At 68.4% G+C, this 25792-nt stretch carries 27 protein-coding genes; 12 read left to right on the top strand and 15 right to left on the bottom strand.

The genetic code is table 11. From position 1 onward, the window contains the following. Positions 1-217: 217 nt before the first annotated feature. Together EYS42_RS11190 and EYS42_RS11195 are read left to right on the top strand one after the other, a co-directional pair. On the top strand, positions 218-1183 hold the full coding sequence (locus EYS42_RS11190) for a PEP-CTERM sorting domain-containing protein (RefSeq protein ID WP_130968243.1): 966 nt from the start codon (positions 218-220) through the stop codon (positions 1181-1183). Positions 1184-1249: 66 nt separating this feature from the next. Further along, positions 1250-1768, top strand: coding sequence for a low molecular weight protein-tyrosine-phosphatase (locus EYS42_RS11195; RefSeq protein ID WP_130968244.1), 519 nt, complete (start codon positions 1250-1252; stop codon positions 1766-1768). A 10-nt stretch (positions 1769-1778) separates the two neighbouring features. On the opposite strand, the gene EYS42_RS11200 is transcribed toward EYS42_RS11195, so the two are convergent. The 4 genes from EYS42_RS11200 to EYS42_RS11215 all read right to left on the bottom strand — a co-directional run bounded on the left by EYS42_RS11200 (position 1779) and on the right by EYS42_RS11215 (position 5836). Next, positions 1779-2294, bottom strand: a complete 516-nt coding sequence (locus EYS42_RS11200; RefSeq protein WP_130968245.1) for a GNAT family N-acetyltransferase — start codon at positions 2292-2294, stop codon at positions 1779-1781. Continuing rightward, a complete protein-coding gene (gene bioF / locus EYS42_RS11205) occupies positions 2291-3520 on the bottom strand; it encodes an 8-amino-7-oxononanoate synthase (RefSeq protein WP_130968246.1) in 1230 nt (409 codons plus the stop codon). The genes EYS42_RS11200 and bioF overlap by 4 nt, the downstream gene beginning before the upstream one ends. Continuing rightward, on the bottom strand, positions 3498-4721 hold the full coding sequence (locus EYS42_RS11210) for an aminotransferase-like domain-containing protein (protein WP_130968247.1): 1224 nt from the start codon (positions 4719-4721) through the stop codon (positions 3498-3500). The genes bioF and EYS42_RS11210 overlap by 23 nt, the downstream gene beginning before the upstream one ends. A 65-nt stretch (positions 4722-4786) precedes the next feature. Beyond that, positions 4787-5836: a DMT family transporter gene (locus EYS42_RS11215; protein WP_130968248.1), complete on the bottom strand. Its 1050-nt coding sequence runs from the start codon at positions 5834-5836 to the stop codon at positions 4787-4789. Between the two features lie 92 nt (positions 5837-5928). On the opposite strand from EYS42_RS11215, the gene EYS42_RS11220 reads away from it, so the two are divergent. Beyond that, a complete protein-coding gene (locus EYS42_RS11220) occupies positions 5929-7344 on the top strand; it encodes an aminotransferase-like domain-containing protein (RefSeq protein WP_130968249.1) in 1416 nt (471 codons plus the stop codon). Positions 7345-7366: 22 nt separating this feature from the next. On the opposite strand, the gene EYS42_RS11225 is transcribed toward EYS42_RS11220, so the two are convergent. The 3 genes from EYS42_RS11225 to pdxR all read right to left on the bottom strand — a co-directional run bounded on the left by EYS42_RS11225 (position 7367) and on the right by pdxR (position 10933). Further along, positions 7367-8278, bottom strand: coding sequence for a DUF6279 family lipoprotein (locus tag EYS42_RS11225; RefSeq protein ID WP_130968250.1), 912 nt, complete (start codon positions 8276-8278; stop codon positions 7367-7369). A 57-nt stretch (positions 8279-8335) separates the two neighbouring features. Next, positions 8336-9394 carry an NAD(P)H-dependent flavin oxidoreductase gene (locus EYS42_RS11230; protein WP_130968251.1) on the bottom strand — a complete coding sequence of 353 codons (1059 nt, stop codon included), beginning with the start codon at positions 9392-9394 and terminating at the stop codon, positions 8336-8338. 78 nt (positions 9395-9472) lie between these two features. Beyond that, positions 9473-10933, bottom strand: coding sequence for a MocR-like pyridoxine biosynthesis transcription factor PdxR (gene pdxR / locus EYS42_RS11235; RefSeq protein WP_165456741.1), 1461 nt, complete (start codon positions 10931-10933; stop codon positions 9473-9475). A gap of 98 nt (positions 10934-11031) precedes the next feature. Here pdxR and EYS42_RS11240 point away from each other — a divergent pair, with 98 nt between their 5' ends. Continuing rightward, positions 11032-11745, top strand: coding sequence for a pyridoxamine 5'-phosphate oxidase family protein (locus tag EYS42_RS11240; protein ID WP_425358897.1), 714 nt, complete (start codon positions 11032-11034; stop codon positions 11743-11745). Positions 11746-11759: 14 nt separating this feature from the next. Next, complete coding sequence (locus tag EYS42_RS11245) at positions 11760-12383, top strand: DJ-1/PfpI family protein (RefSeq protein WP_130968254.1); 624 nt, start codon at positions 11760-11762, stop codon at positions 12381-12383. Positions 12384-12395: 12 nt separating this feature from the next. Here the strand turns inward: EYS42_RS11245 and EYS42_RS11250 are convergent, their stop codons facing one another. From EYS42_RS11250 to EYS42_RS11270, 6 genes are all read right to left on the bottom strand, one after another. Further along, a complete protein-coding gene (locus EYS42_RS11250) occupies positions 12396-13586 on the bottom strand; it encodes a hypothetical protein (protein ID WP_130968255.1) in 1191 nt (396 codons plus the stop codon). Between the two features lie 109 nt (positions 13587-13695). Then, positions 13696-14397 carry a dethiobiotin synthase gene (gene bioD / locus EYS42_RS11255; RefSeq protein WP_130968256.1) on the bottom strand — a complete coding sequence of 234 codons (702 nt, stop codon included), beginning with the start codon at positions 14395-14397 and terminating at the stop codon, positions 13696-13698. 24 nt (positions 14398-14421) lie between these two features. Beyond that, positions 14422-15819, bottom strand: a complete 1398-nt coding sequence (gene bioA, locus EYS42_RS11260; protein WP_165456742.1) for an adenosylmethionine--8-amino-7-oxononanoate transaminase — start codon at positions 15817-15819, stop codon at positions 14422-14424. Positions 15820-15876: 57 nt separating this feature from the next. Further along, complete coding sequence (locus EYS42_RS17320) at positions 15877-16245, bottom strand: 6-pyruvoyl trahydropterin synthase family protein (protein ID WP_245503613.1); 369 nt, start codon at positions 16243-16245, stop codon at positions 15877-15879. A 21-nt stretch (positions 16246-16266) separates the two neighbouring features. Further along, a complete protein-coding gene (queE, locus tag EYS42_RS11265; protein ID WP_130968257.1) occupies positions 16267-16929 on the bottom strand; it encodes a 7-carboxy-7-deazaguanine synthase in 663 nt (220 codons plus the stop codon). Between the two features lie 95 nt (positions 16930-17024). After that, positions 17025-17303 (bottom strand): hypothetical protein, encoded by a 279-nt coding sequence (locus EYS42_RS11270; RefSeq protein WP_130968258.1) that lies wholly within the window; start codon positions 17301-17303, stop codon positions 17025-17027. 64 nt (positions 17304-17367) lie between these two features. Between EYS42_RS11270 and hemA the strand changes: the two genes are divergently transcribed. The 6 genes from hemA to EYS42_RS11300 all read left to right on the top strand — a co-directional run bounded on the left by hemA (position 17368) and on the right by EYS42_RS11300 (position 22435). After that, on the top strand, positions 17368-18657 hold the full coding sequence (hemA, locus tag EYS42_RS11275; RefSeq protein WP_130968259.1) for a glutamyl-tRNA reductase: 1290 nt from the start codon (positions 17368-17370) through the stop codon (positions 18655-18657). Positions 18658-18665: 8 nt separating this feature from the next. Next, the gene (gene prfA, locus EYS42_RS11280) at positions 18666-19778 is read left to right on the top strand and encodes a peptide chain release factor 1 (RefSeq protein ID WP_130968473.1); all 1113 of its coding nucleotides are present in this window, start codon (positions 18666-18668) and stop codon (positions 19776-19778) included. Between the two features lie 10 nt (positions 19779-19788). Continuing rightward, entirely contained in the window at positions 19789-20649 is an 861-nt protein-coding gene (prmC, locus tag EYS42_RS11285) for a peptide chain release factor N(5)-glutamine methyltransferase (protein WP_130968260.1), read from the top strand. 149 nt (positions 20650-20798) lie between these two features. Beyond that, the gene (locus EYS42_RS11290) at positions 20799-21428 is read left to right on the top strand and encodes a hypothetical protein (RefSeq protein ID WP_130968261.1); all 630 of its coding nucleotides are present in this window, start codon (positions 20799-20801) and stop codon (positions 21426-21428) included. Positions 21429-21557: 129 nt separating this feature from the next. Next, on the top strand, positions 21558-21869 hold the full coding sequence (gene grxD / locus EYS42_RS11295; protein WP_130968262.1) for a Grx4 family monothiol glutaredoxin: 312 nt from the start codon (positions 21558-21560) through the stop codon (positions 21867-21869). Beyond that, entirely contained in the window at positions 21869-22435 is a 567-nt protein-coding gene (locus EYS42_RS11300; protein WP_130968263.1) for a UbiX family flavin prenyltransferase, read from the top strand. Before grxD ends, EYS42_RS11300 begins: the two co-directional genes overlap by 1 nt. Here EYS42_RS11300 and EYS42_RS11305 read toward each other — a convergent pair. Further along, positions 22414-23889 carry an amidase gene (locus tag EYS42_RS11305; RefSeq protein ID WP_165456743.1) on the bottom strand — a complete coding sequence of 492 codons (1476 nt, stop codon included), beginning with the start codon at positions 23887-23889 and terminating at the stop codon, positions 22414-22416. The two genes, EYS42_RS11300 and EYS42_RS11305, sit on opposite strands and share 22 nt — an antisense overlap. A gap of 83 nt (positions 23890-23972) precedes the next feature. Here EYS42_RS11305 and EYS42_RS11310 point away from each other — a divergent pair, with 83 nt between their 5' ends. Further along, complete coding sequence (locus tag EYS42_RS11310) at positions 23973-25157, top strand: helix-turn-helix transcriptional regulator (RefSeq protein ID WP_165456744.1); 1185 nt, start codon at positions 23973-23975, stop codon at positions 25155-25157. Here the strand turns inward: EYS42_RS11310 and EYS42_RS11315 are convergent. Continuing rightward, a complete protein-coding gene (locus EYS42_RS11315; protein WP_130968266.1) occupies positions 25075-25785 on the bottom strand; it encodes a lytic transglycosylase domain-containing protein in 711 nt (236 codons plus the stop codon). The two genes, EYS42_RS11310 and EYS42_RS11315, sit on opposite strands and share 83 nt — an antisense overlap. Positions 25786-25792 lie beyond the last annotated feature (7 nt).

Genomic DNA, 25792 nt, shown 5'->3' on the forward strand with positions numbered 1-25792 from the left:
CATTCGATGGTGCGGCGGGCCTCTTTTTGCACGAGACGGAAAGGAATTCGACATCGGTCAGGCCAAGCGCCACAGAAAAGTGTCAGTTTTTTTTACACGATTGAGGTGAGCAGGCCACCCAGATCGCGCAAGTCGTTGAATTTGTTGGGGCTGCAACTTTTGGCACACCGTTTGCTTATTTGCGAGCAGTTCAAGCTCACCATTTTCTGGAGCCATCATGAAACATCAAATTCTGGGTCTGTCGCTCGCCGCCGGCATGGGCATGCTGCACGCCGCTGCTTCCGCCACTCCGTTCACCATCAACACTGGCGTTGACTTCGGCTCCAATGGCAGCACGACGACCAGCGCCGCCAACTCGCTGGGTTATTCCGGAACCCTGTCCACGATCGGCTACCAAGGCAGTCCGTACACCGTGGGCACCGAGGTGATCGAATCCAACCGCACCACCCAGCTGAACAACCTGGGCTTCGTCTCGGGCGTGAACCAGAACATCCTGGGCACCCAACTGCAGATCGCCAGCGGTGCGACCTCTTCGGCACTGCCGAACGTGGGTCAGCTGGACATCGACACGATCAACAGCCCCGTCAGCCCCTTTGATTCGAACGGTTTCATCTCGGCTTCGACCGCGGCAGGCACCATCCCTTCGCTGTACAGCCTGGTGCCCGGCAGCTGGGGCCTGACTTACGACTACACCTTCAAGGGTTCGGTGGTTTCGGCTGACGGTCTGGTGAACTACACCAGCGGCGACATCACGGTGTACTTCGTGAACGCGACCGTGTCAAAGAAGGTTCTGGGTCTGACCGTGCAGAACACCGTGAACGGCATCAACAACCAGGACATCTCTGGTGTGTTGAACTTCTCTGGCATGAGTGCCTCTGAACTGGCCTTCGCACAGCAATTCTGGACCGATGTGTCGCCCAATGGCATGAACTTCTACGACAAGTGGCTGGCCGACCCGCTCGCCATCACCTGGTTGCTGTCAAACAACGTGAAGCCGGCCACCCCGACCGATGAGCAACTGTTCAACGGTACAGGCGACGCCGACGGCAAACCCTGGATGTTCCGTCAAGCCACGATGAACGGCTTCCTGTCGTTCAATGTGCCTGAGCCGGGCTCTGTGGCCCTGATCGGCCTGGCCCTGGCCGGCCTGGGTCTGGCGACCCGCCGCCGTCAGCAAGCCTGATTGGTTCTGCTCCGCGCGAAAAGCCCGCCTTGGCGGGCTTTTTCTTTTCCCGGGTACCATGCGCGGATGGTTCGCATCCTGTTCGTTTGCATGGGCAATCTGTGCCGATCGCCAATGGCCGCCAGTGTTTTCACGCACCAGGCGGCCCGTCATCCATTGGGAGCAGGCGTGCAGGTGTCATCCGCGGGCACTTCTTCCAGGCATCAGGGTGAGGCAGCCGACCCCCGAGCGGTTCAGGCACTGGCGCGCGGCGGCTACCCAGTCGATGCAAGATTCAAGGCCAGGACATTGAATTCAGCCCTGATCTGTGACAGTGATCTGGTGCTGACCATGGACCAGGCGGTGCACCTGCAAACGCTCAGACGCAGCCCACCTCAGGGGCATGCCCGGATCCACATGCTGATGCCTTTTGCAGGACACCCGGTGGGCTCCGAGATACCCGACCCCTACTTCGGCAACCAGTCAGGATTCGAGCATGTCTTGAAACTGCTGGAAGGCACTGTGGACACGGTGCTCCGTCGGGCCCATGCCTTGCGCTCCCTGACAGACAGTGTGCAGCCCAGCGTCACGCGCCCTGGGCCTTGATGCACCAGAATCACCAAGTTGGCCGCCAGCCCATGTACACCGCATCGTCGGCGTAGGTGGCCAGTGCACGCTGGCCTGCGGCCTCCAGCGACATGACCTGCCAGCCCAGGCGCTGCCAGAACGCCAGCGACCCATTGACCGACACCAGCGTCGAGCCCTGCAGGGCCTGTGCTTGCGCAAGCTGCCGGGCTGCAGCCACCAGGGCCTGCGCCGCGCCCTGCCCACGCAAGGCCTGGCCAATGGCGAGGTCATGCAGGTACAGCACCTCCGGCTGTGCGGCGTGCGCGAACGCCTGCCCCAGTGGCGACACCTTGCCCCACACCGAGCGGTACGCCACCAGGTAGGCCGCCACCTGCCCCTGCGCATCACAAGCCACCCAGGCGGTGTCGCCACAGGCTTGCCAGCGCGCCAGCAAGACATCGGCGGGCTCGTTCATGTGCGGCGGGTAGCACTGGGCCTGCACTGCCAGCATGGCGGGCACGTCATCGGCCTGCATGGGCCGGATCAGGATCGGCCGTGTGCTCATGCCCGCAAGGCCCGCAGCAACTGGTCGACATGGCCTGCCGTGTGCGCGGCCGACAGCGAAATGCGCAAGCGGGCCGTGCCTTCGGGCACGGTGGGTGGACGAATGGCTGGCACCCACACGCCTTGCGAGTCGAGCGACTGCATCACGGCCAGGGCCTGGTCGTTGCTGCCGATCACCAGGGGCTGGATGGCCGTGGGAGAAGGCCACAGGGCCCAGGGCAGGCCTGCCGCCTCGATGCCCTCGACCAGCTGCGCACGCAAGGCCGCCAGGTGCTGGCGGCGTTGGGGTTCGTGACGGATGAGATGCAGGCCCGCACGCAAGGCCTCGGCCACCATGGCCGGCGCCCCCGTGGCGAACATGTAGGTGCGTGCCGCCTGCATGACCCATTCGATCACCGACGGGTGCCCGGCCACGAACGCACCTGCCACCCCGGCGGCCTTGCCCAGCGTGGCCATGTACACGAGGCGGTCGAGGCGCCCCTGCCAGGTCGGAGCCACCCCGTTCACACCGGCCATGCCGAAATGGGCCAGCACCCCTTCGCCGTGTTCGCCCAGCACGCCGAAGCCATGGGCATCGTCGATCACCAGCCAGGCGTCGTGGCGCTCGCACAAGGTCAGCAGCGCAGGCACGTCGGCCACGGTGCCATCCATGCTGAACACCGCATCACTGACCACCAGCTTGTGGCGCGCGGTGCTGGCGCCCAGGGCCTGGTCCAACGCGCTCAGGTCACCATGCGGGGTGATGTGGATGTCGGCACGCGACAGGCGTGCGCCATCGATCAGGCAGGCGTGGTTGAGGGCATCGGAAAAGATCGCATCGCCCTTGCCCACCAGCGCTGGCAACAGGCCCACGTTGGCCGCATAACCGGCATAGAAATACAGGGCACGGGGCAGGCCCACGTGGGCGGCCAGTTCGGCTTCCAGCGCCTCATGCGCGGGGCTGTGGCCACACACCAGTGGCGAGGCGGTCGATCCCACGCCGTACTGCGCCACGGCACGCTGGGCGGCTTCGATCAGGGCCGGGTGCTGCGACAGGCCCAGGTAATCGTTGCTGCCGAAGGACAGCCTCGGCTGGCCATTGATGAGGTAGGTGGTGCCGCGGCAGTCGGCCTGGTCGGCGGGCAGCTCGACCGGGGCCCGCAGGGGCTGCACCTGGCGGCGGATGCGTTGACGCTGCGCCCGCTGCCAGTCGGCCAGGCGCGCTTCAAGGGCTTGAACAAGAGACATCGCCCAAGGGTATCAGGGCTTGCGACAACCGTCTCACGGCCTCGTCAATGGCCTGAGGGCCCAGCGTGACGAAGGACAGCCGCATGCAGTGCGCGCTGGGTGCATCGGCCGGCGCACGCCCGGGTTGCGGCAGATCGAAGGCCGCGCCCGGCACATAGGCCACGCCCTGGGCCAGGGCGCGCGGCAGCAAGGCCGTGGTGCAGGTGCCGGGCGGGCCTTGCACCCAGAAGAACATGCCACCCTCGGGCAGGGCCCAGTGCCATCCGGGTGGCATGTGCCGCTGCAACGCCTGAGCCATGGCATCGCGCTGCTGTCGATACCGGGCACGCACCTGCTGCAGATGCCCTTCCAGCGAGAAGCCTTGCTGCAGCAGGCTCAGCACCAGCGCCTGATCAAAGGTGGAGGTGTGCAGGTCAGCGCCCTGCTTGGCCAGCAGCAGGCGGTGCCCCAGGGTGTCCATGCGCGAAGCCGGGCACACGAGGAAGCCCAGCCGCAGGCCAGGGGCCAGCACCTTCGACCAGCTGCCCAGGTGCACCACGTCGTCGGGCGCCAGACTGGCCAGGCTGGGCGGAGGCGGCTGGTCGTACCAGAGCGCGCCGTAGGGGTCGTCTTCGATCAGCGGCACGCCCGCCTGGGCCACCTGCTGCACACAGGCCAGGCGCTCGGCCAGGCCCATGGCGTGTGCGGTGGGGTTGTGGAAGTTGGGCACCGCATAGGCCAGGCGAGCCTGAGGCGGCACGGCATGGTCAGGTCGCCAGGCCAGCCACTGCGGCCTGTAGGGTGAAAAGCTCTGCACCGCACCCAGGTAGGTGGGCGAGCCCATGCACACGGGCTGCCCGGGGTCGATCAGCACCTTGCCCAGCAGGTCGAGCCCCTGCTGCGAACCCGTGGTGATCAGCACCTGCTCGGCCTGCACGCGATGCCCCTGCGCCCGGAGGTGGTCGGCCACCCACTGGCGCAAGGCTGGCAGGCCCTCGCTGGTGCTGTACTGCAGGCTGCGGTGGGCCTGATCGCGCCACACTCGCGCACTGGCCTCGGCCAGGGCCTCGACCGGAAAGGCCTCGGGCGCAGGCAGCCCGCCGGCCAGCGACAACACCTCGGGGTTCTGCGTGAGCTGCAGGATGTTGCGCACCGCCGAAGGCTGCAATGCGTGTGCGGCATCAGACAGCCGCCAGGTGGACGAGGTTGGCGCAGTGCGCATGGTCGGGGTCTCCGAAAGGTTCATGCCCAGGGCATGGGGAAGGTGATCGGCCGGGTGACGCGGTGTCAGCGCCGCAAGCTGCGCTGCCCGAACCACATGCACAAGGCCACGCACAGACCGACGGGCAAGGCCCAGGCGCTCACGGCCTCGCTCAGCAGGGCATGGGCCAGCACCACGGCCACCAGCGGTTGCAGCAGCTGACACTGGCTCACCCGCAGGGCATCACGGGCCAGGGCGGCGTACCAGGCCAGAAAGCCCAGCCAGCTCGACACCACGCCCACGTACAGCAGGGCCCACCACGCGGGCGCACCGACCTGCGCGCAGGCCTGCTGCAGCGCCTGGGTCGACACCTGGCCGCCCAGCGCCTGTTGCACCGCCCACAGGGTGAGCGGCGCCGTCAAGGGCAAGGCCAGCAACTGGGCCCACGACATCACCTGTGCAGCCGGCATGTGCCGGGCTGCACGTGCTCCCCCCACATAGGCCATGGCAGCGCCCAGCAAACCCACCAGCAAGCTCCCCCAGGCCCAGCCCACCGGGTGAACGCGGCCAGCGCCCTCCCCTGCAAGGCCCGGGGCAAGCCCCACGGCCGACGCAGCGGCCTGCGCCGATTGCTGCCACCCGAACCAGGCCACCAGCGCTGCGCCCGCCAGACCGGCCCACCAGAAACGCGCCGGCGGGCGCTGCCCCATCCACACGCTGGCCAGCGCGGCCGTGAACAGGGGCAATATGGCGGTGCCCATGGCCACCTGCCAGGCCGGCAGCTGGCTCACGGCCCAGCCCATGCCCAGCGGAAAGGCCAGTACCCCACCCGCCACCACAGCCACCAGGCAAGGCCACTGGGCTCGTGCGGGCCATGCGGCACGCGTGTGCCACAGGTACAGCGCCGACACCAGGGCCGCCAGCACGCTGCGCGCCGTGGCGATGAAGGCGGGCGGCAGTTGCGCATGCCCTTCTTGCACGGTGGCCAGGCGGGTCATGGGGATGGTCATGGCGAACATCAGCACCGCCAGCAGGCCCAGCACCAGGGGGTGCTGAAACCGGGTGAGCCAGGCGCTTCGGGCAGACCGAGCGGGTGACCCCTGGGCCAGGGTCGGGGCTTGCGTGATCGAGTTCATGTGTGGCAATGTAGGCAGCCACACCAACACAGAACCAGCACAGAACAGCGATCAAAGCATCACTCTGTACCGGTCATGCCACCAGCACACGCATGCCTGCCTCACTGACACGCGACAGCGACCAGACCCTCACCGAACAGCTGGTTCAGCGCTTTGCCGACCGCATCGAGCAGCACCTGCTGCCGCCGGGCACCCGGCTGCCCTCGGTGCGCGAATGCGCCAAGGCGCACCAGGTCAGCCCCTACACCGTGGTGGCCGCCTACGACCAGCTTCAGGCCCGTGGCCTGGTGGAAGCGCGCAGCCAGCGCGGCTTCTTCGTGCGGCAGGCCACCGTGCGCAAGCCCCGTGACACCCAGGCGCCATCCCGCATCTTCGAGCCCAGCCGCCCCATCGACGCCACCGCGCTGATCCGGGGCATGTTCCACCAGCCCGGGCACCGCGCCATGCCGGCCCTTGGCACCTTGCCGCCCGAGTGGCTGGATGCGCCCATGCTGGGTGCCGCCTTGCGCAAGGCCACGCAAGCCGAAAAGCTGGGCTCGCTCAGCCTGCACTACGGTGACCCGCTGGGCGATGAATCACTGCGTCAGGCGCTGAGCCACAAGCTGAGCGAATGGCGCCTGAAAGCACCCCCCTCGCAAATCATCACCACCGTGGGGGCGGCCAACGCGCTGGACATTGTCTCGCGCACCTTGCTGCAGGCCGGTGACGCCGTGCTGGTGGACGAGCCCGGCTGGGCCGCCGAATTCGCCCGCCTGCAGCTGATGGGTGCGCGCATCCTGCCCGTGCCGCGCGGGCCCGATGGCCCCGACCTGGCGGTGCTGGCGCAGCTGGCCGCCGCGCACAAGCCCAAGCTGTACGTGACCGTGTCGGTGCTGCACAATCCCACCAGCGCCATGCTGTCGCCCGGGCATGCCCACCAGGTGCTGCGCCTGGCCGAACAGCACAACTTCCACATCCTCGAAGACGACATCTACGCCATGCTGGCGCCGCCACACGCCACGCGCCTGAGCGTGCTCGATGACCTGCAGCGCACGATCTCGGTGGGCAGCTTTTCGAAGGTGCTGGCCCCCGGCTGGCGCGTGGGCTACATCGCCGCGCCCGCCGCGCTGGTGGACCGGCTGGTGCACACCAAGCTGCTGAGCACGCTCACCACGCCGCCCGTGCTGGAGCGGGCCGTGGCGCAATGTCTGGAACAAGGCACGCTGCGCCGGCATGTGGAGCGGGTGGTGCAACAGCTCGACGCGGCCCGCAGCCGCTGCGCGCAACTGGTTCGCCAGCACGGTTGCCGGTTCGTGAGCGAGCCTCAGGGCCTGTTCGGGTGGGTGGAAGTGGGCGTGGACACCGAACGCCTGACCCACCCCATGCTGGACGCCGGCTGGTTGATCGCACCGGGCACCCTGTTCCATGCCAACCGGCAACCCACCACGCTGATGCGCATCAACGTGGCCACGGCGCAAGACGCATCGTTCTGGAAGGCCTTGCAGCAAGCGCGCAAAGGTCTGCGCTGAAGGTCTCCGCTGTAAGCCTGATTCAGCGGCTGCTGGCGATTTCGACCACGTCGGCCTGCCAGCCGAACAGCTGCCGCGAGGCGCGCTCACGCTGCGCGGCCGTGGTCTGGTTCTGCAGGCTGGCGGCAAAGCCGCAACCGGCCTGGACCCAGCGCTGCATCTGGGCCTTGCGCAGGGGCTCTTGGGGGTCGATGCCGTCGAGTACCAGGGCCTGCAGGCGGGCACCGGCCTGTGCCGGGCTCAGCTTCTGTTCGGGCACGTCCTTGAGCAGCTGCTGGTAGCCCCGCTGGAAGCGCTGAAACTCCTGCAGGATGGTGCTGGCATTGAAGGGCAAAGCCTGCACCTCGCGCGCCCACTGCGTGCGCTGAGGCTCGGTGAAATCGCCGTACACCAGCGAGCCCCACTTTTCCATGAACTTCACGGCCAGCTGGGCTTGCTTCTGCGGGTCGGGGTCGATGTAGCGGTCACGAAACTCGTCGTTGGTGTCATCGAAGAACTCGGCCACCCGCTGACGCTGCCTGGGGCCCAGCTGCACCATGACGGCGCCCGCCAGCGGGGCGGCCTCGGCCACGGCAGCCTTGGCCACCTGGAGGTAGGCCTCGCGGCGTTCGCAGGCCAGGGCCGGGGTGATGGGCCCCTTCACATCGAGTGCCGCCAGGCGCAGCAGCTCGGCCACCTGGGGCATCTGCTCGGCGCGCTGCCACTGGAACCAGCGGCGAATGGCACCCTGCGCCAGTTCGTATTGATCGTCGGTGAAGTGGTGGGCCACGTTGGTGCGCCATTGCACATACCGGGGGGCCTGGTTGTACACCGTCTGCAGCAGGTTGCAGGCCGTGAGCAGCACCGCCACCGACACCGCGGCCACAACCCGCCCACGGCGACGCAGGGCTGGGTTCGAGGGCGTCAGCAACAGGTCGGATGAAGGTTCACGCATGCCACCACCTTAGCCTCATCGCGCCGGGCTGTCATGCGTGAAGGCGCTGTCAACGCGTCAGACAAAGCCGCGTTGAAGCTGGGCCAGTGCCTCGCGGGCCTGGGCCACGGTACGCGCCATGATCTCGTCCACCGAGACCACATCGTGCACCAGGCCCTGGCTCTGGCCGATCAGCTGCACGCCCTCGTCGTGGTTGGCCTCGTACATGGCCTTGCGCATGGCCAGCGTGGCCGCGCCGAAATAGGCGGTGCGCACGGCCTGGGCCGGGCCCTGGGCCATGGCATCGCGGGCCAGGTCCATCAAGGGGCGGTCGATCTCCAGCGCGGCCTGCACCGAACGGGTCAGGGCCACCGGCGGGCTCAGCGGGCGTGCGGTGTACTTGCGGCCGCCTGCGGTGTCCATCACGCGGCAGGGGTAGGTGTCGAAGTTCTTCGAGTAGATGGTGGCTTCGGCCGCCTTGGACACCACCAGCTGCTTGGTGTCGGCATGCAGCGGGCTTTCCAGCGAGGTGGCAAAACGGGTGCCCATGGCCACGGCGTCGGCGCCCAGGGCCAGCGCAGCCACCAGGCCACGGCCATCGGCCACACCGCCGGCGGCAATGATGGGCAGGTCGCACAGGTCGCGCACCGCAGGCAGCAGCACCATCGACGTGACTTTTCCGCCATGGGCAGCGGCTTCGTGGCCGGTCACGATCAGGCCGTCGACCCCGCTGTCGATGGCGGCCCGGGCATGCTTTTCGTTGGAGACGGTGGCGATCACCTTGCCACCATAAGCATGGGCGCGCTCGATCACCCAGTCGCCCTTGCCCATCGAGATGTTGAGCACGGGCACCTGCGCATCGAGGGCCACGCTCACGCATTCACGCGCGCCGGGCAGCGCCAGGCTGCAGCCCACGGCAAAGGGCTTGTCGGTGATGGCGCGGATGTCGGCAATGGCCTGCGCGCATTCCTGGGTGGACAGCCCCCCCGAGGCCAGGATGCCCAGGCCACCGGCGCGGCTCACGGCGCCCACCAGGCGGGGCACGGCCACATAGGTCATGCCCGGCAGCACGATGGGGTGTTCAATGCCCAGCAGGCGGGTGAGGCGGGTGGCGATGGAGGGCTGCGGCGAATTCATGGCGGAATTGTCGCGCCAACCGGCGAGGCCTGCAGATCGCCCAGGCTGTGTTGCCCGCTTCGGGTGCCTCCACGCATGTCAGGCCTTGGTCAGCTCCGCCAGCTGTTTCACCAGGTGGTTCATGCGGCCCTCGGGCGTGTTGGCATAGCCCATGACCAGGCCATTGAAACCGTCGATGCCCCCGGTGCCATACAGCGACAGGGGGCGCGGGCTTTGCCCGGCCTGGTGGGCGAGCCAGGCCAGGGCACGGTCGTCGTGGGTGGCCGGCAGGCTGAGCACCAGGTGCATGCCGGCCTGCCCGCCCAGCACCTGGCCAGGCAGCGGCCAGTGCCGCGCCAGCGCCTCGCGCAGCGCCGCCTGCCGCGCGCGGTACAGGCGCCGCATGCGCCGCAGATGCCGGGTGAAATGCCCCTCGTCGATGAAGTCGGCCAGGGCCCACTGGCTGAGTGCGTGCCCGCGCGGGCACCAGGCGCCCACCACCCCGGCCACCCGATCGACCACGGCCTCGGGCACCACGAAAAAGCCCAGGCGCAGCGCCGGGAACACGGTCTTGCTGAAGGTGCCCACGTACACCACCGGGGCATGCGGCTCCAGGCCCTGCATGGCGGCCAACGGCGGGCCATCGTGCCGGAACTCGCTGTCGTAGTCGTCTTCCACCAACCAGCTGCCGTGCGCGTGGGCCCGTGCGATCAGGTGCAGGCGCCGGCTCAGGCTCAGCGTGCAGCCCAGCGGGTACTGGTGGGAGGGCGTGGTGTAGACCAGCCGGGGCGTGCGCTCTGACCACCAGGCCTCGGGCGGGTCGATGCCTTCCGGGCCCACGGTGATGGGTTGCAGCTTCAGGCCCGCCGACACGAAGGCCGAGCGGGCGCCGCCATACCCAGGGTGTTCGATCCAGGCCAGGTCACCAGGGTCAGCCAGCAAGCGTGCCACCAGCTCCAGCGCCTGTTGCGTGCCGTCGGTCACGAACACCTGGTCGGCATGGCACTGCAGGCCACGCGCCGCGCGCATGTAGGTGGCAATGGCCTGGCGCAGCTCGGGCTCACCCGCTGCGGGGCGATAGCTCAGGCTGTCGGCACCCGCCATTTGCCGCGCGCGGGCCATGCTGCGGCCCCACACAGCTTGCGGAAACGCATCGAGCGCCGGGATGCCCGGCATGAAAGGCTGCAGGTCATCGGCCACAGTGCGGCGGCGATCGAAGCCCTCGCTGCGTTGCGACATGCGGTGCCAGGGCAGGCTGCGGGGGTTGGTGACAGGCGGGCTGGGCGGCCGGCCCACGGGCGCCACCACCGTGCCCTGGCGCGTCGGCTGCACATGCCCCTCGGCCGTCAGCAGCTCGTAGGCATGGATCACGCCGTTGCGTGACATGCCCAGCTCCAGCGCCAGCTCGCGACTGCCCGGCAGCCGCGCGCCGGGCAACAACCGCCCCTGCCCGATGGCCTGTTTCAGGCGCTCGTACAAGGCGCGCTGCAAGGTCTGCCCCTGGCCCATGGCCTGAGCCCGGAAGGTGGTGGGCTCCAGCAGATCGTTCAGCTCGCTCATCGTGGCTCCATGGTGTGTGGCTTGGGTGGTTCTTCTCATGGTGCCACGGGTGGCGCACGATGCACCCACTTCATCCAAACCAATCAGTCAGGAGCACCATGCACCCACCCGCCAGCGCCCGAGTCACCGTGCGGCGCGCCGCCGAGCGCGGCCACTATGACGCCGACACCGTGCACGCCATCGTCGATGCGGCCTGGCTGTGCCATGTGGCCTTCACCGACACGCGCGGGCAGGCGCCCGACAGCGAGCCTTTTTCCGTGAACCTGCCCACGGCCTGCTGGCGGGTGGGCGACCGCCTGTACATCCATGGCTCCAACGGCAGCCCGATGATGAAGCGGCTGGCAGCCGGGGTCAGTGCCTGCGTGGCCATCACCCTCCTCGATGGGCTGGTGCTGGCGCGTTCAGCCTTCTCTCATTCGATGAACTTCCGTTCGGTGGTGGCTTATGGCTGCTTCGAGGTGGTGGCCGATGCCGACAAGCCCGCCGTGCTGGCCGCCTTCATGGAGCGGTTGATCCCCGGCCGGCAGGCCGAAGTGCGTGAGGGTGATGACAGCGAGCTGAAAGCCACGCTGGTGCTGTCGATGCCCCTGAACGAAGCCAGCGCCAAGGTGCGCAGCTGGGGCCCGCGCGACAAGGAAGGAGATGCCGAACACCCGGCCTGGGCCGGGGTGGTCCCGCTGCACCTGCAGCCGGGCTTGCCGGTGCCCGACGACACCTCGCGCGCACGCGGCCAGGCCGTGCCAGACAGCCTTCGGCAGTGGCTGGCGCGGAACTGGGAAGCACAGCCCATGACAGACTCGGTGGGCGAATGAACAACCAACCCACCATGAACACCCCAGCATTCATCACGCGCCGCGTGGGCATCTACCTGTTCGACGAGGTCGAGGCCCTGGATTTCGCGGGCCCCTACGAGGTGTTCACCACGGCCAGCCGGGTGGCAGGCAAGCTGTGGCCTGGGCAGCCGGCCCCGTTCGAGGTGTGCGCGGTGGCGCACGATGCACAGGCTCGTCGGGCCCGTGCCGGCTTGCGCCTGCTGCCCGACCACTCTCTGCACGACCACCCACCGCTGGACGTGCTGGTGATCCCGGGTGGCGTGGTCGATGCCGAGCGAGTGCGCGCCGATGTGATCGCGTGGATCGCGGTGCAGGCCGCCCGCTGCGAGCTGACCGTGTCGGTGTGCACCGGTGCGTTCCTGCTGGCCCAGGCCGGGGTGCTGGAAGGCCACCGGGCTACCACGCACTGGGAAGACCTCGCCGATTTGCGGGCACAGTTCCCGACCCTGCAGGTGCTGGAACAAGTGCGCTGGGTGGACGAAGGCCGGGTGATCACGTCGGCGGGCATCTCGGCAGGCATCGACATGAGCCTGCATGTGGTGGCACGCCTGGTGAGCCCTGCACTGGCCCAGGCCACGGCACGGCAGATGGACTACCGCTGGCAAGCCGAGGCCTGAAGGTCTTGCGCTTCAGCGGGGCGTGAACAGGTACAGACGCCCGGCCGTGCGCAAGGGGTCGGCGGCCGTGGCCGCGATCTGGCCGGCATCATTGAGGCCTGGCGCGTTCAGCAGGGCCTGACCACTGCCAATGCTCACCAGTTGCTGCAGTGCGGTCAACGTGCCCTGTCGCCACACAAACGCACCCGAGGTGCTCACGCCTTTGTAGGTGACCAGCCCATTCTGGGTGCCCACCACAGTGCCGGCCCGGTTGATGCCCGTGACCGTGCCACTGCCGACACCCAGGCGCTGGTAAGTGGCGCCGTCCCACACGTGCATCAGCGTGGCACCGCTGGCGTCACGCACCGAAGCATGGCCCACGGCCAGCCCGTGGTCATTGAGTGCCACAGGCAGAAAGGCATTGCCTGCGGCCAGCATCGGCAACGCTCGCCACGCACTGCCATTCCACCACTGGCTGACCAGCGGTTCGCTGTAGCAACCGGTCGTGCTCACACACCCCGTGGGGCAGCAACCCGATGACGGCCTGAGCAGGCCCATGGCCACCTGGCCCAGGTTGTTGAACCCGAGGTCAGAGAGCGGCTGGGTGTAGCCGTCGCTGCGCAAGAAAGGCGCGGTGCGGAGTTCTTGCCCGCTGCGCTCGCGCACCAGCACCGCGGTGTTGCCCGCCGCGTCCAGCACCGGGAAGGCCAAGGCCCCCTGGTCATTGAGCACCACGCTGCTGCCCGAGAAAAAGCCCGAGGCGCCCAGGTTCAGCGCCTGCCATGCCCCATTGCGCCACAGGCTGACGCCAGCAGCGCTCGACACCTGGTGGCGAAGCAGCACCTCGCCCAAGGCGTTGAACCCCACCACGCGAACGCTGTCGGCACTGGTGGTGGGCACCACGGCATCGGGCAGCGTTTGTGGTGTCGTGCGCTGCCCGGCCTTCCACAGCACGGGCCGCAGGAAGGTGGTGCTGACCGTGGTCGAGCGGAACAGGTTGAACAGCAGGCCACCCGGGTTGTCGCCGATGCCGCCCACCCGCTTCACGGTTTTCTTGTAGCCGCACTCGGCCAGCACGTCCCCGCGGGCGTTCACGCGCGGCTGCACACACCCGGTCGTGCCGCTGGGCAGGGTCAGTTCGGTGGTGGTGTAGCCGCTGGGGGACTGGGCCTGGGCCAGCCCCACCATGCCGACCAGGACGGACGCCATGAGAATTCGATGCATGCAATGCCTCCTGTTTTGGTGTGAAGGCATGCTAGCGGTGCAGCGGCCTTGTGCCCCTTGGCAGCAACCCGCGGACACCTGGCTCAGCGGGCGGCGACCAACGCTCCCCTCAGGGCAGTTGCAGGGGCAGCTGGTCGGCCTGCGCCTCGGCATCGAAAGGCCAATGCGCCAGCATCGGCGCCTGCAGGTGGTTCTGCAGCGTGGCCAGGTTGGCGGCCTGCTCGGGCATGTGGGGGTCGATCACGTTGGCCACCCAGCCGGCCAGGGTCAGCCCGCGCGACAAGATGGCCTCCTGCGTGAGCAAGGCATGGTTCAGGCAGCCCAGGCGCAGGCCCACGGTCAGCACCACGGGCAGGCGCAGGCGCGCGGCCAGGTCGGCACTGGTCACGAAGCCTTCCGGGCCGTCGTGCAGGGGCACGATGAAGCCGCCCGCGCCTTCCACCACCACCGCATCGGCATGAGCCTGCAGCGCATGGAAGCTGGCCTCCAGGTGGCCCAGGTCGATCACCGCCTCGTCATTGCGCGCGGCAATGTGCGGCGACACGGCATCGGGCAGGGCATAGGGGTTGTCGAAGGCCGGCGGCACCTGCAGGCTGGAGGCTGCGCGCAGGGCCGCCACGTCTTCATTGAGCCAGTGGCCTGAGAGCCCACTTTGGCCGCCCTGCCCCTCCACCCACTCGCATCCCGCGGCCACGGGCTTCATGCCCACCACACGGGCATGGCCGGCGCGGCGCAGGGCGTGGATCAGGGCGCAGCTGGTGCGGGTCTTGCCCACGCCGGTGTCGGTGCCGGTCACGAAGTAAGCGGTCATGCAGCAATGTGTCTCGCGAAAGGGTCAGGCCATGTTCAAGGGGCGGTCGGTGGGCGTGGCGACAGGGCTGCCGGCCAGCGCGTCGCACTCGGGCAGCACACGGTCGAGCACACGCAGGCACCCGTCGATCAGGTGGCGCTGGTCGGCCTCGGTCAGCACGTAAGGTGGCATGGCGTAGAGGGTGTGGCCGATGGGGCGCAGCAGCAGGCCTTCGTCCATGGCGGCGCGGTGGAACCGGGCGGCGAAGGTGGGCTCGCCCACGTCGATGTCCCAGGCCCAGACCATGCCCAGGTGCCGGTGCGCCTTCACCCGGGGGTGTCGGGTCAGCGGTTCGGCCAGGGCGTTGAAGCGGGCGGCGGCCACGCGGTTGTGGTCCAGCACGCCCAGGCCCTGGGTGTCACGGGCCTCGAAGGTGTCGAGCACGGCCAGCGCGGCGCGGCAGGCCAGCGGGTTGCCCGTGTACGAGTGCGAATGCAGGAAACCGTGGGTGGTGTGGTCGTGCCAGAAGGCGTCGTACACCGCGTCGGTGGTCAGCACGCACGACAGCGGCAGCACGCCACCGGTCAGGCCCTTGCTCAGGCAGATGAAGTCGGGGCGCACCGGCTGCCCGTCGGCACCGAGGGCCTGCTGGTGCGCGAACAGCGTGCCGGTGCGGCCAAAGCCCACGGCGATCTCGTCGGCGATCCAGTGCACATTGAAGCGGGTGCACAACTCGCGCACCGCCACCAGGTAGGCGGCGTCGTGCATGGCCATGCCGGCGGCACCCTGCACCAGCGGCTCCATGATGAAAGCGGCCGTGTGCGCATGGTGCTCGACCAGGTAGGCCTCGAGCGCGGCCACGCAGTGTTGCAGGTGCTCGGCCGCCAACACGCCCGGTGCGGCCCGGCGCGGGTCGGGCGAGGGCAAGGTGGCGCTCAGGCGCAGCAGCGGTGCGTAGGCTTCGCGGAACAGCGGGATGTCGGTCACCGACAGGGCCCCGGCGGTTTCGCCGTGGTAGCCGCCTTGCAGGCCGATGAAACGGTGCTTGCCGGGGCGGCCCTGGTTGCGCCAGCTGTGTGCGCTCATCTTCAGGGCGATCTCGGTGGCGCTGGCGCCATCACTGGCGTAAAACGCATGGCCCAGGCCCGTGAGCGCGGCCAGGCGCTCTGACAGCTCGACCACCGGCGGGTGGGTCAGGCCGGCCAGCATGGTGTGGTCCAGCCGGTGCAGCTGGTCGGTGATGGCCTCGCGGATGGGCGCGAAGTTGTGCCCGAACAGGTTCACCCACCAGGAACTCACCGCATCCAGGATGCGATGCCCCTGGTCGTCGATCAACCAGGGCCCTTCGGCAGCCACGATGGCGCGGGGCGGGAACTGTTCGTGCACCTTCATCTGGGTGCACGGGTGCCACACGGCGTGGCGGCTGCGTTCTGACCAGTTCATGGGCGGCAGTGTGCCAGCCGGATCAAAGCCCTGTCACGAACCCTGCCCAGGGCCAGGTCAGGCCGGGCGGTACACGCAGCGGTCACCGGCCGCACGCGACACCGACACGGCAGACACCTGCGGCAGTTGCTGGTGCACGCGGGCGTAGATGAACACGCACAGGTTTTCCAGCGTGGGCGCGCCCAGGCCGGCCACTTCGTCGAGGAAGTGGTGGTCGAGCTGCTCGCGCACCTCGGCGATCACGGCGCGCAGCACGGCCAGGTCGACCACCATGCCGGATTCGGCCTGGCGCTCACCGCACACGAACACTTCGGCCGTGTAGGTGTGGCCATGGATGCGGCGGCTGCCCGCGGCTTCCTCCGCGGACACCTTGCGCTTGAGCGTGTGGGCCGCATCGAAAGAAAAGGTCTGACTCAACTCGAACATGATGATCCTTGCGCGGCCGCTTCAGCGAATGCCCAGGGTCTTGTGCGTCTGCACGCTCAACAACCAGCTGGGGTGGTCCAGGCACCACTGAACGGCCCACTCCATCGCAGCCCGCCGCGCCTGCGGCTGCGCACTGTCCATGGCTTGCACCCGGCGCTGGGCGAAGTCCAGTTGCTCGAAGGCCAGCAGGTCAGCCTCCGAAAACCCGGCCTGAGGCACCACCACCTTCAGCTCGTGGCCCGAGGTCTGCACCAGGGTGCTGCCGGCCTTGGGGCTCACGCAGATCCAGTCCAGGCCTTCCGGGGCCGCGATCGTGCCATTGGTTTCGACCGCAATCTCGAAACCCTGAGCATGCAGGGCATCGATCAGTGCGCGGTTGACCTGCAGCAGGGGCTCGCCACCGGTCAGCACCACGAAGCGGCGGCCTTGCTGGCCTGCCGGGGTGGCCGGCCAGAACGAGGCGATGCGCTCGGCCAGGGCCTGCGCAGTGTCGAACTTGCCGCCGCCCAGGCCGTCGGTGCCCACGAAATCGGTGTCGCAGAACTGGCAGACGGCGCTGGCGCGGTCCTGCTCACGGCCCGTCCAGAGGTTGCAGCCTGCAAAGCGGCAGAACACGGCCGGACGCCCGGCATGTGTGCCTTCACCCTGCAGGGTGTAGAAAATTTCCTTAACGCTGAAGGTCATCGAACAACTCGTGCAAGCGTGAACACCACGCGTGAATCTGCGCGCTCAGGCCAGCACCCGGCAAGGTGCACCCTGAACCCAGGCCCGAAGGCCGATCAGCGACGGCCCCGAAAGGCCGTCCACCACACCGTGCCGGCCGAAGCCAGCACCAGGGCGGCGTAGGTGAGCATGGCGCCATCGCGCCCCAGCACCACCACACCCACCACCAACACCCCCACGCCCACGGCGGCAATGCGCCGGGCCATCAAGGCCCAGCTGACCGATTTCAACGCGCGGAACCACACCACCCGAACCAGGGTGGGCAGGATCAGGGCCATGCCCAAAGCAGGCGCCAGAAAGTTCACGAAGTGGAAGATTGCGTCGAGCGGGCCCATGGACTGCGGTGTGGGGCAAACCCGCCATTCTGACAGGCCATCGCAAGATTTTATAATCTCTGGAATGAGCGTCCTGGCCCTGGGTTTGAACCACACCACCGCAGCCGTCGACCTGCGGGGTCGTTTTGCGTTCAGCGTGGACCAGTTGGGGCCGACGCTGGCCGCCCTGCGCGAGCGCCTGTCGGGCGAAGCCGCCCTGCTGTCCACCTGCAACCGCACCGAGCTGTACTGCGCCGCGCCCGCCCTGGCCGGTGGCGGCCGCCAGTTGCAGCACCGCGCCATCGAATGGCTGGCCGGCGTGGGCCAGGTCAGCCCCGACGAGCTGCTGCGCCACACCTACGTGCTCGAAGGTGGGGCCGCGGCCCGGCACGCCTTCCGCGTGGCCAGCGGGCTGGATTCCATGGTGCTGGGCGAGGCCCAGATCCTGGGCCAGATGAAGCAGGCCGTGCGCGAGGCCGACGCCGCCGGCACCCTGGGCACCACCTTGCACCAGCTGTTCCAGCGCAGCTTTGCCGTGGCCAAGGAGGTGCGCACCTCGACCGAAATCGGCGCGCACTCCATCAGCATGGCTGCGGCGGCCGTGCGCCTGGCCGGCCAGGTGTTCGAAGACCTCGGCCGCACCAAGGTGCTGTTCGTGGGCGCCGGTGAAATGATCGAGCTGTGCGCCACCCACTTCGCGGCGCGCACCCCGAAGGCCATGGCCGTGGCCAACCGCACGCTCGAGCGTGGCGAAAAGCTGGCCAGCCACCTGGGCGCCGAGGCCATGCGCCTGGGTGACCTGCCCCAGCGCCTGCACGAGTTCGACATCGTGGTCTCGTGCACGGCCAGCACCCTGCCCATCATCGGGCTGGGCGCGGTCGAACGCGCCATCAAGGCCCGCCGCCGCAAGCCCATCTTCATGGTCGACCTTGCCGTGCCGCGCGACATCGAGCCCGAGGTGGGCCAGCTGGCCGACGCCTACCTGTACACGGTCGACGACCTCAGCGCCGTGGTGCAGACCGCCGGCACCAAACGCCAGGCCGCCGTGGCCCAGGCCGAAGCCATCATCGAAACCGGCGTGCAGGGTTTCGTGCACTGGCTGGACCAGCGCGCCACCGTGCCGCTCATTCAAGCCCTGCAGTCGCAAGCCGACGTGTGGCGCGCCACCGAACTGGCCCGCGCCCGCAAGATGCTGGCCAAGGGCGACGATGTCGAAGCCGTGCTGGAAGCCCTGTCGCGGGGCCTGACCCAGAAGATGCTGCACGGCGCGCTGGCCGAACTGCACAGCGCCGACCCGCACCACCGCCCGCAAGTGGCCGAGACCGTGTCGCGCCTGTTCCTGCGGGGTGAAGTCACCCCGGAGCGCCGCTCGTGAGCGGGGGCCTGGCCCCTTCGCTCGCTGCTTCGCTGGACCGCCTCTCCCACCGACTCGCCGAGCTGGACGCCACACTGGCCGACGGCAGTGCCGCGTCCGACCCGAAACGCTACCGGGCCCTGTCGCAGGAGCATGCCGAGGTGGCGCGCGTGGTGGCCATGGCCCGCGAGCACGCCCAGCGGCAAGACGACCTGCACACCGCCCGCCAGATGCTGGACGACGCCAGCGGCGACGCCGAGCTCAAGGCCATGGCGCAGGAAGAAATCACCCAGGCCCAGGCCGACATCGCGCGCCTGGAGGCCGAGCTGCAGACCCAGCTGCTGCCCAAGGACCCCGACGACGCGCGCAACGCCTTCCTCGAAATCCGGGCGGGCACCGGCGGCGACGAATCGGCCCTGTTCGCGGGCGATCTGGCCCGCATGTACACCCGCCACGCCGAACGCCAGGGCTGGAGCGTCGAGATCATGTCGGCCAGCGAGAGCGACCTGGGCGGCTACAAAGAAGTGGTGTTGCGCCTGGAAGGCCATGGCGTGTACGGCCACATGAAGTTCGAATCGGGCGGCCACCGCGTGCAGCGCGTGCCGGCCACCGAAACGCAAGGTCGCATCCACACCAGCGCCTGCACCGTGGCCGTGCTGCCCGAGCCCGATGAAGCCGAAGAGGTGCAGCTGAATCCGGCCGACCTGCGCATCGACACCTACCGCGCCAGCGGCGCAGGCGGCCAGCACATCAACAAGACCGATTCGGCCGTGCGCGTGACCCACCTGCCCACCGGCCTGGTGGCCGAGTGCCAGGACGACCGCAGCCAGCACCGCAACAAGGCCAAGGCCCTGGCCGTGCTGGCCGCCCGCCTGCGCGACAAAGAACGCAGCGAACGCCAGGCCCGCGAGGCCGCCACCCGCAAGGGCCTGATCGGCTCGGGCGACCGCTCCGACCGCATCCGCACCTACAACTTCCCGCAGGGCCGGCTGACCGACCACCGCATCAACCTCACGCTGTACAAGCTCACCACCATCATGGAAGGCGACCTGGGCGACGTGACTGCTGCCCTGCTGGCCGCCCAGGCCGCCGAACAGCTGGCCGAGCTGGAAGCGGCCAGCGGCTTTGGCCCGACGGCCTGAACGGACCCGCATGAGCGCCCCCGACACCGTGGCCCAGGCCCTGAACCACGCCCGCCGCCTGGGCGTGGACCGCCTGGACGCCCAGTTGCTGCTCGGCCACCTGCTGGGCGGGCGCAGCCGCACCTGGCTGATGGCGCACGACACCGACGCCCTGCCACCGGGCTGCTTCGAGGCCTTCGACGCGCTGCTGCAGCGCCGCTTGGCCCACGAGCCGGTGGCCTACCTGCTGGGCCACAAAGAGTTCTTCGGCCTGCCACTGCAGGTGGGCCCGGGCGTGCTGGTGCCCCGCCCCGACACCGAAGTGCTGGTGGAATGGGCCCTGGACTGCCTGCCTGATGCACGCAAAGGGCATGAAGACCACGCTGAACCGCCACGCCGCGTGCTCGATCTGGGCACCGGCAGCGGCGCCATCGCCCTGGCCATCCAGTCGCAACGCCCGCAGGCGCAGGTCACGGCCGTGGACGCCAGCGATGTCGCCCTGGCCGTGGCCCGGGCCAACGCCCAGGCGCTGCAGCTGCCCGTGCGTTGCCTGCTGGGCTCGTGGTTCGAGCCCGTCGCCGGTGAAGTGTTCGACGTGATCGTGAGCAACCCGCCCTACATCGCCGAGGGTGACCCGCACCTGGCCGCCCTGGTGCATGAGCCGATCAGCGCCCTGACCGCTGGCCCCGACGGCCTGTCCGACCTGCGGCACCTGGTGGCCCAGGCCCACCAGCACCTCGCCCCCGGTGGCTGGCTGCTGTTGGAACACGGCCACGACCAGCACGCCCCCGTGAAAGCCCTGCTGGAGGCCACCGGCTTCCAGCAAGTGAGTGGTCGCTTCGACCTGGGCGGGCATGTGCGCTGCACCGGCGGGCAAACCCGCCCGGACTGACCCGGACCGCCCCCTGGGCGAGGGGGCCCCATCCGTGAAAAAGCCGATACGAGTGCTCACATCTCTGCTGGTGTGGGCAACACATTCGGCCTACGATGAAACGCAAGGGATGCCGAAAAGCAGGCATGCCCGACGTTCAGGAGCCCATCATGCGCGCGCTTCACTCCCCCACCGGTTCACCTCGCCGCCGCCGTGCCGCCGCCCTGGCGCTGGCGCTCACACTGGCAGGCACTGCGGCACAGGCCGAACTCAGACCCACCGAGTTCAACCTGTGGCCCCACTGGGAAGGGCGCATGGGCCTGGTGGTGGCAGAAACCGGTGCCCCGCTGGGCAACCCGTTCGCCTTGACCGGCAACCCCGGCGCCAGTTCCACCAGCGGCCTGCGCCTCCAAAGTGCTCACCTGCTGGGTGACTACGCCTGGGGCTCGGGTTTCCGTGCCACGGTCGGGCTGGTGCGCGGCAACACGGCCGTGCCGTTTCAAGAGCCCTCGGCCGACGGTGGCCTGAGCCTGGGTGCCCAGGTGCTCGACCCCGAGCGCGCCGCCAACGAACACCAGACCGTGCCGTACGTGGGTGCCGGGTACTCGGCTCGCCTGAACGGCCAGCCCTCCGGCGCCGGCACCTGGCGCTTCAATGCCGACCTGGGCATCATTTCCCTGAATTCGCAGAACATCGGGCGCATCAGCCGGGTCTTCCAGGGCGAAGCCGGGGTGGACGACCTGGTGCGCGAAATGCGCCTGCGCCCGGTGATCAAGTTCACCGTGAAGTACTCGTTTTAGGCACAATCGCGGGTTTTGTCCCTGTGCACACCGGGGCATGACAGGCCTGATATAAACGGCCGGTCGGTGCATCGACGCGCCCTTGCCGTCGGTGCCCAGCCCCCGCACACCAGCCTTTACGAGACACCCATGAGCGACGTTCAGCAACGCATCGACACCCTGGTCAAGGGCCACAAAGTGGTCCTGTTCATGAAGGGCACCGCCCAGTTCCCGCAATGCGGCTTTTCGGGCCGCGCCATCCAGATCCTCAAGGCCTGCGGCGTGTCCGATCTGGTCACCGTGAACGTGCTGGAAGACGAAGGCATCCGCCAGGGCATCAAGGAATACGCCAACTGGCCCACCATCCCGCAGCTGTACGTGAACGGCGAATTCGTCGGCGGCTCGGACATCATGATGGAGATGTACCAGTCGGGCGAGCTGCAGCAAGAGCTGGCCAAGTGATGCGTCAGCGCCGCCTGATCGTCGGGATCACCGGCGCCAGCGGCGCGGTCTACGGGGTGCGCCTGCTCGAGCGCGCACGCGCCCTGGGGGTGAACACCCACCTCGTGGCCACCTCGGCCGGGCTGTTGAACGCGCACCACGAACTGGGCCTGGACCGCCAGGCCCTGAACGCCCTGGCCACCGAGGCCCACTCACCGGGTGACGTGGGCGCCTGCATCGCCAGTGGCAGCTTCGCCACCGACGCCATGGTGATCGCGCCCTGCTCCATGAAAACGCTGGCCGCCGTGGCCCACGGCCTGGGCGACAACCTGCTCACCCGGGCAGCCGACGTGACCCTGAAAGAGCGCCGCCGCCTGGTGCTGATGGTGCGCGAAACGCCCTTCAACCTGGCCCACCTGCGCAACATGACCGCCGTGACCGAGATGGGCGGCATCGTGTTCCCGCCGCTGCCGGCTTTCTATCACCGGCCGCAAAGCATCGACGAACTCGTGAACGAGACGGTCGAGCGCGTGCTGCAACTGGTGGGCATCGACGAGGCTGCGCCTCAAAGCTGGCAAGGGCTGTGAGCCATGGGGGCACCCCAGGGCCCCGCGCGCTCCAGATCAGCCGCCAAACCGAACAGTTCTGCCTCGCGCCCCTCACCGGCCATGCACTGAACACCGACCGGCAAACCTTGGGCACTGGTGTGCACGGGCACACTCATGGCGGGCAGCCCCAGCCAATTGGCCAGCGGGGTGCAGGGCACATGACACCAAAGGGAGTGCCGACGAGCCTTCACCGAAGGCAGGCTCAGCAAACGCTCAGCGCCTATCCAAGGCAACAACCATCGGGCCACATGCACCTGCCAGTCAGGCGCCGAGAAGGCTCCCAGGGGCAGACCTGTGCGTCCGGTCACTGGCGTCAACCACACATCGAAGCGCTCGTTGAACCGACGCCAGGCCTTCTCATGGCGATGCCAGTCGTGCACGGCCTCGGCAGCGCGGCGGGCCGGGATGGCGGCACCCAGGGCAGCCGCCAGCCGGGTGTCAGGCTCCAGAGACCGCACGCGTTTGGCACCTTGCGCCACGAGCTCCGACACGCCCTCGCGGGCAATGAGGCACATCAGCTGTTCGACCTGTGCCTGCCAATCGGGCCAAGCCAGCGCCGGGCCTGCCTCTTCCACTAAGTGGCCCATGTCTTGCAAGCGTCTGGCGGTGGCACGCACGGCTTCTGCGCAGTCGGCATCGGCCACCTGCCCGGGGCCAAACGCGAGCGAAAAAGCAATGCGCAAGGGTTTCGCACCCCTCTGTGCGGCCGTCAGACAGCTCGGGGCATCCGCATCTCGTGCCTGCCGCATCCGCACGGCATCGAGCATGGCCGCACTGTCACGCACCGAACGGGTCAGCACATGGTGCACCGCAGCGCCGCGCCATACCTCCTCAGCTTCGTGCGACCAGGACACCCGCCCTCGGCCGGGCTTGAAGCCGAACACCCCACATGCTGCGGCAGGTATCCGGATCGAACCTCCCACATCATTGCCCCCGGCCATCGGCACCATGCCAGAGGCCACCGCGGCAGCGGCCCCACCCGATGACCCGCCCGCTGACAGGCCACGGCGCCAGGGGTTGTGCACCGCACCCCAATGCCGAGACTCGGTCTGAGGTTTGAGACCCAGCTCGCAGGCATTGCTCAGCCCCAATGGCAGCAGCCCGGCAGCCATCCATCGCTGCGTGATCACAGAAGAGTCCTTGGCCACTCTGCCGCGCCAGGCTGCGCTGCCCAGGCAGTGCAGTTCACCAGCCAGTTGCTGATGCATGTCTTTGAGCAGGAACGGCACCCCCGCGAAAGGTGGCCTGCCGTCCAGGGTCATGCCGGTGGGTGAGAACTGCCGGGCCCAGTGCATGGCACGCTCGCGCCACTGCGCCACGACGGCATTGAGCCTGGGGTTGTGCGCGTCGATCTGAGCGAAAGCCGCCGCCATGAGTTCAGCGGCAGAGAAGTCACCCTGGCGCAGGCTCTGGGCCATGGCGGTGGCGTCCATGGCAGCATAGGTATCGGCTGGAAGGGTCATCGGGTGAAGCAGAATGGAACAGCCGCCACCTTAGTCACCGTGAGCATTCAAGCGTGAGCCTGAACAGCCCACAGTTGTTGTCCAATCAGCCCATGTCCACCCCGTCGCACCAGACACCGCTGGATCACTTGCGCGTGCCCGCCACCCACGCCTGGCAGTTGCGGCAATGGCTGATCGACCAAGGTCACGCAGAGTCTGCGTGGCTGAAGCTGGCGCAACTTGACCGCAGCGTTCTCGGTGATGGGCTCGGTCATCTCACGGTGGCGCAATGTCAGCGCTTGCTTCAGGCCGCCCGTCAACTCTCTCAAGACCCCGCACTGGGCTACAGGCTGGGCCTGAGCACTCCCCTGACCGCCCACGGTCCATTGGCCCTGGGGCTGTTGAGCAGCCGAGATGGCATGCAGGCCTTGTCGCTGCTGATGCAGTTCGTCGAGCAACAAAACCCGACAGTCACCCTGAGCCTGGAGATGCAATCGCCGGGCTTGCTGCGGCTGGTGCTGACTGACCGCATGCCCGAGACGCCCATCCGCCCCGTGCAGCTGCAATGGGTGATGCTGGCCATGTGCCTGGGTGGCCTGGAGGTGCTGGGTCGCACACAATCGGCCCAATGGTCAGGCTGTACGCTGCATTGGCCCTGGCCCGAACCGGCGTGGCATGCCGCATGGGCCACGCAGTTACCAGACAGCCACTTCGACGCCTCGTCACTGGCTTGCACCGTGCCCCTGGCCTGGCTTGAATCGACGCGCAGCGGCCACGCGCCGGCCACGGTGGCCTGGGCCAGGCAGCACCTTCAGAACCAGACGCCCCCCTCATCGGTCGTGGGGCGCAGCACACCAGGCTTGCTGACCACACAGGTCAGACAAGCGCTGCACGACGCTTTGCAGCAAGGGGAGAACCTGTCGCTTGAGGCCGTGGCCCACAAGTTGCACAGGTCAGCCACCAGCCTGAAGCGACACCTTCAGGCCGAGCACACCCGCTTTTCAGCCCTGCAGGCGCAGGTGCAATCTGAACAGGCCAAGGCTTTGTTGGCGCAAGGCGGGCCAGGGATCGGTGACATCGCCATGCGCTTGGGCTTTGAGAACACCGCCAACTTCACGCGGGCTTTCAAACGGTGGACAGGGTTGCCGCCCAGCGAATGGTTGCAGCAGCAGCCGGTCAGCGATTCAACGCCCCACCCTCGGCCTGCGCCAGCTGTGAGGTCTGCAGATGCCGCTCCCAGCGGTTCCACGCCGCATTGACCAGGTTGGGATATTCCGCCCGGCCACGGCTGCCGTTGTAGCGGCCCAGGGCCAGGAACATGTTGCCCTTCTCGATGTCGAGGTAGTGCCGCAGGATCACGCAGCCAAAGCGGATGTTGGTCTGTTTGTGGAACAGCACGCCGGCATCGCCGGTGCCGATCAGGCGGGCCCAGAAGGGCATCACCTGCATCAGGCCCCGCGCACCCGCCACCGAAATGGCATGCTGGCGAAAGCCGCTTTCCACTTCGATCAGGCCCAACACCAGGGTGGGCTCCAGCCGGGCGCGCTTGGCCTCGTACCAGATGGTCTGCAGCAGTTCGCGCCGCACCATCTCGTTGGGCTCGCGCTTGAGCAGGCGCTGCTCGGCCTTCAGCACCCACTGTTCATACTGCTGGCGCTGCGCTGCATCGGCGAACACGGGCACGGGAGGTGCCTTGTTGCCCACGGCGGCCGACAGCGCGGTGCGCACGGCATTGGCCAGCGGCTCTTCGGCCTGCGCGCCGGCCCAGGCCGAGGTGCCAGCCCCCAGACCACCACCCAGGCCGCACACCAGCGCCAGGGCCAGCCCCCAGGCCGGGGCGCCGTTCACGCGGTGAGTCGCAGAAGGGGCAGCCGGGTGTGCAGCCATGGCGTCA

Source organism: Aquabacterium lacunae (assembly GCF_004310865.1).
In the GTDB taxonomy this organism is placed as follows: Bacteria; Pseudomonadota; Gammaproteobacteria; order Burkholderiales; family Burkholderiaceae_C; genus Aquabacterium; species Aquabacterium lacunae.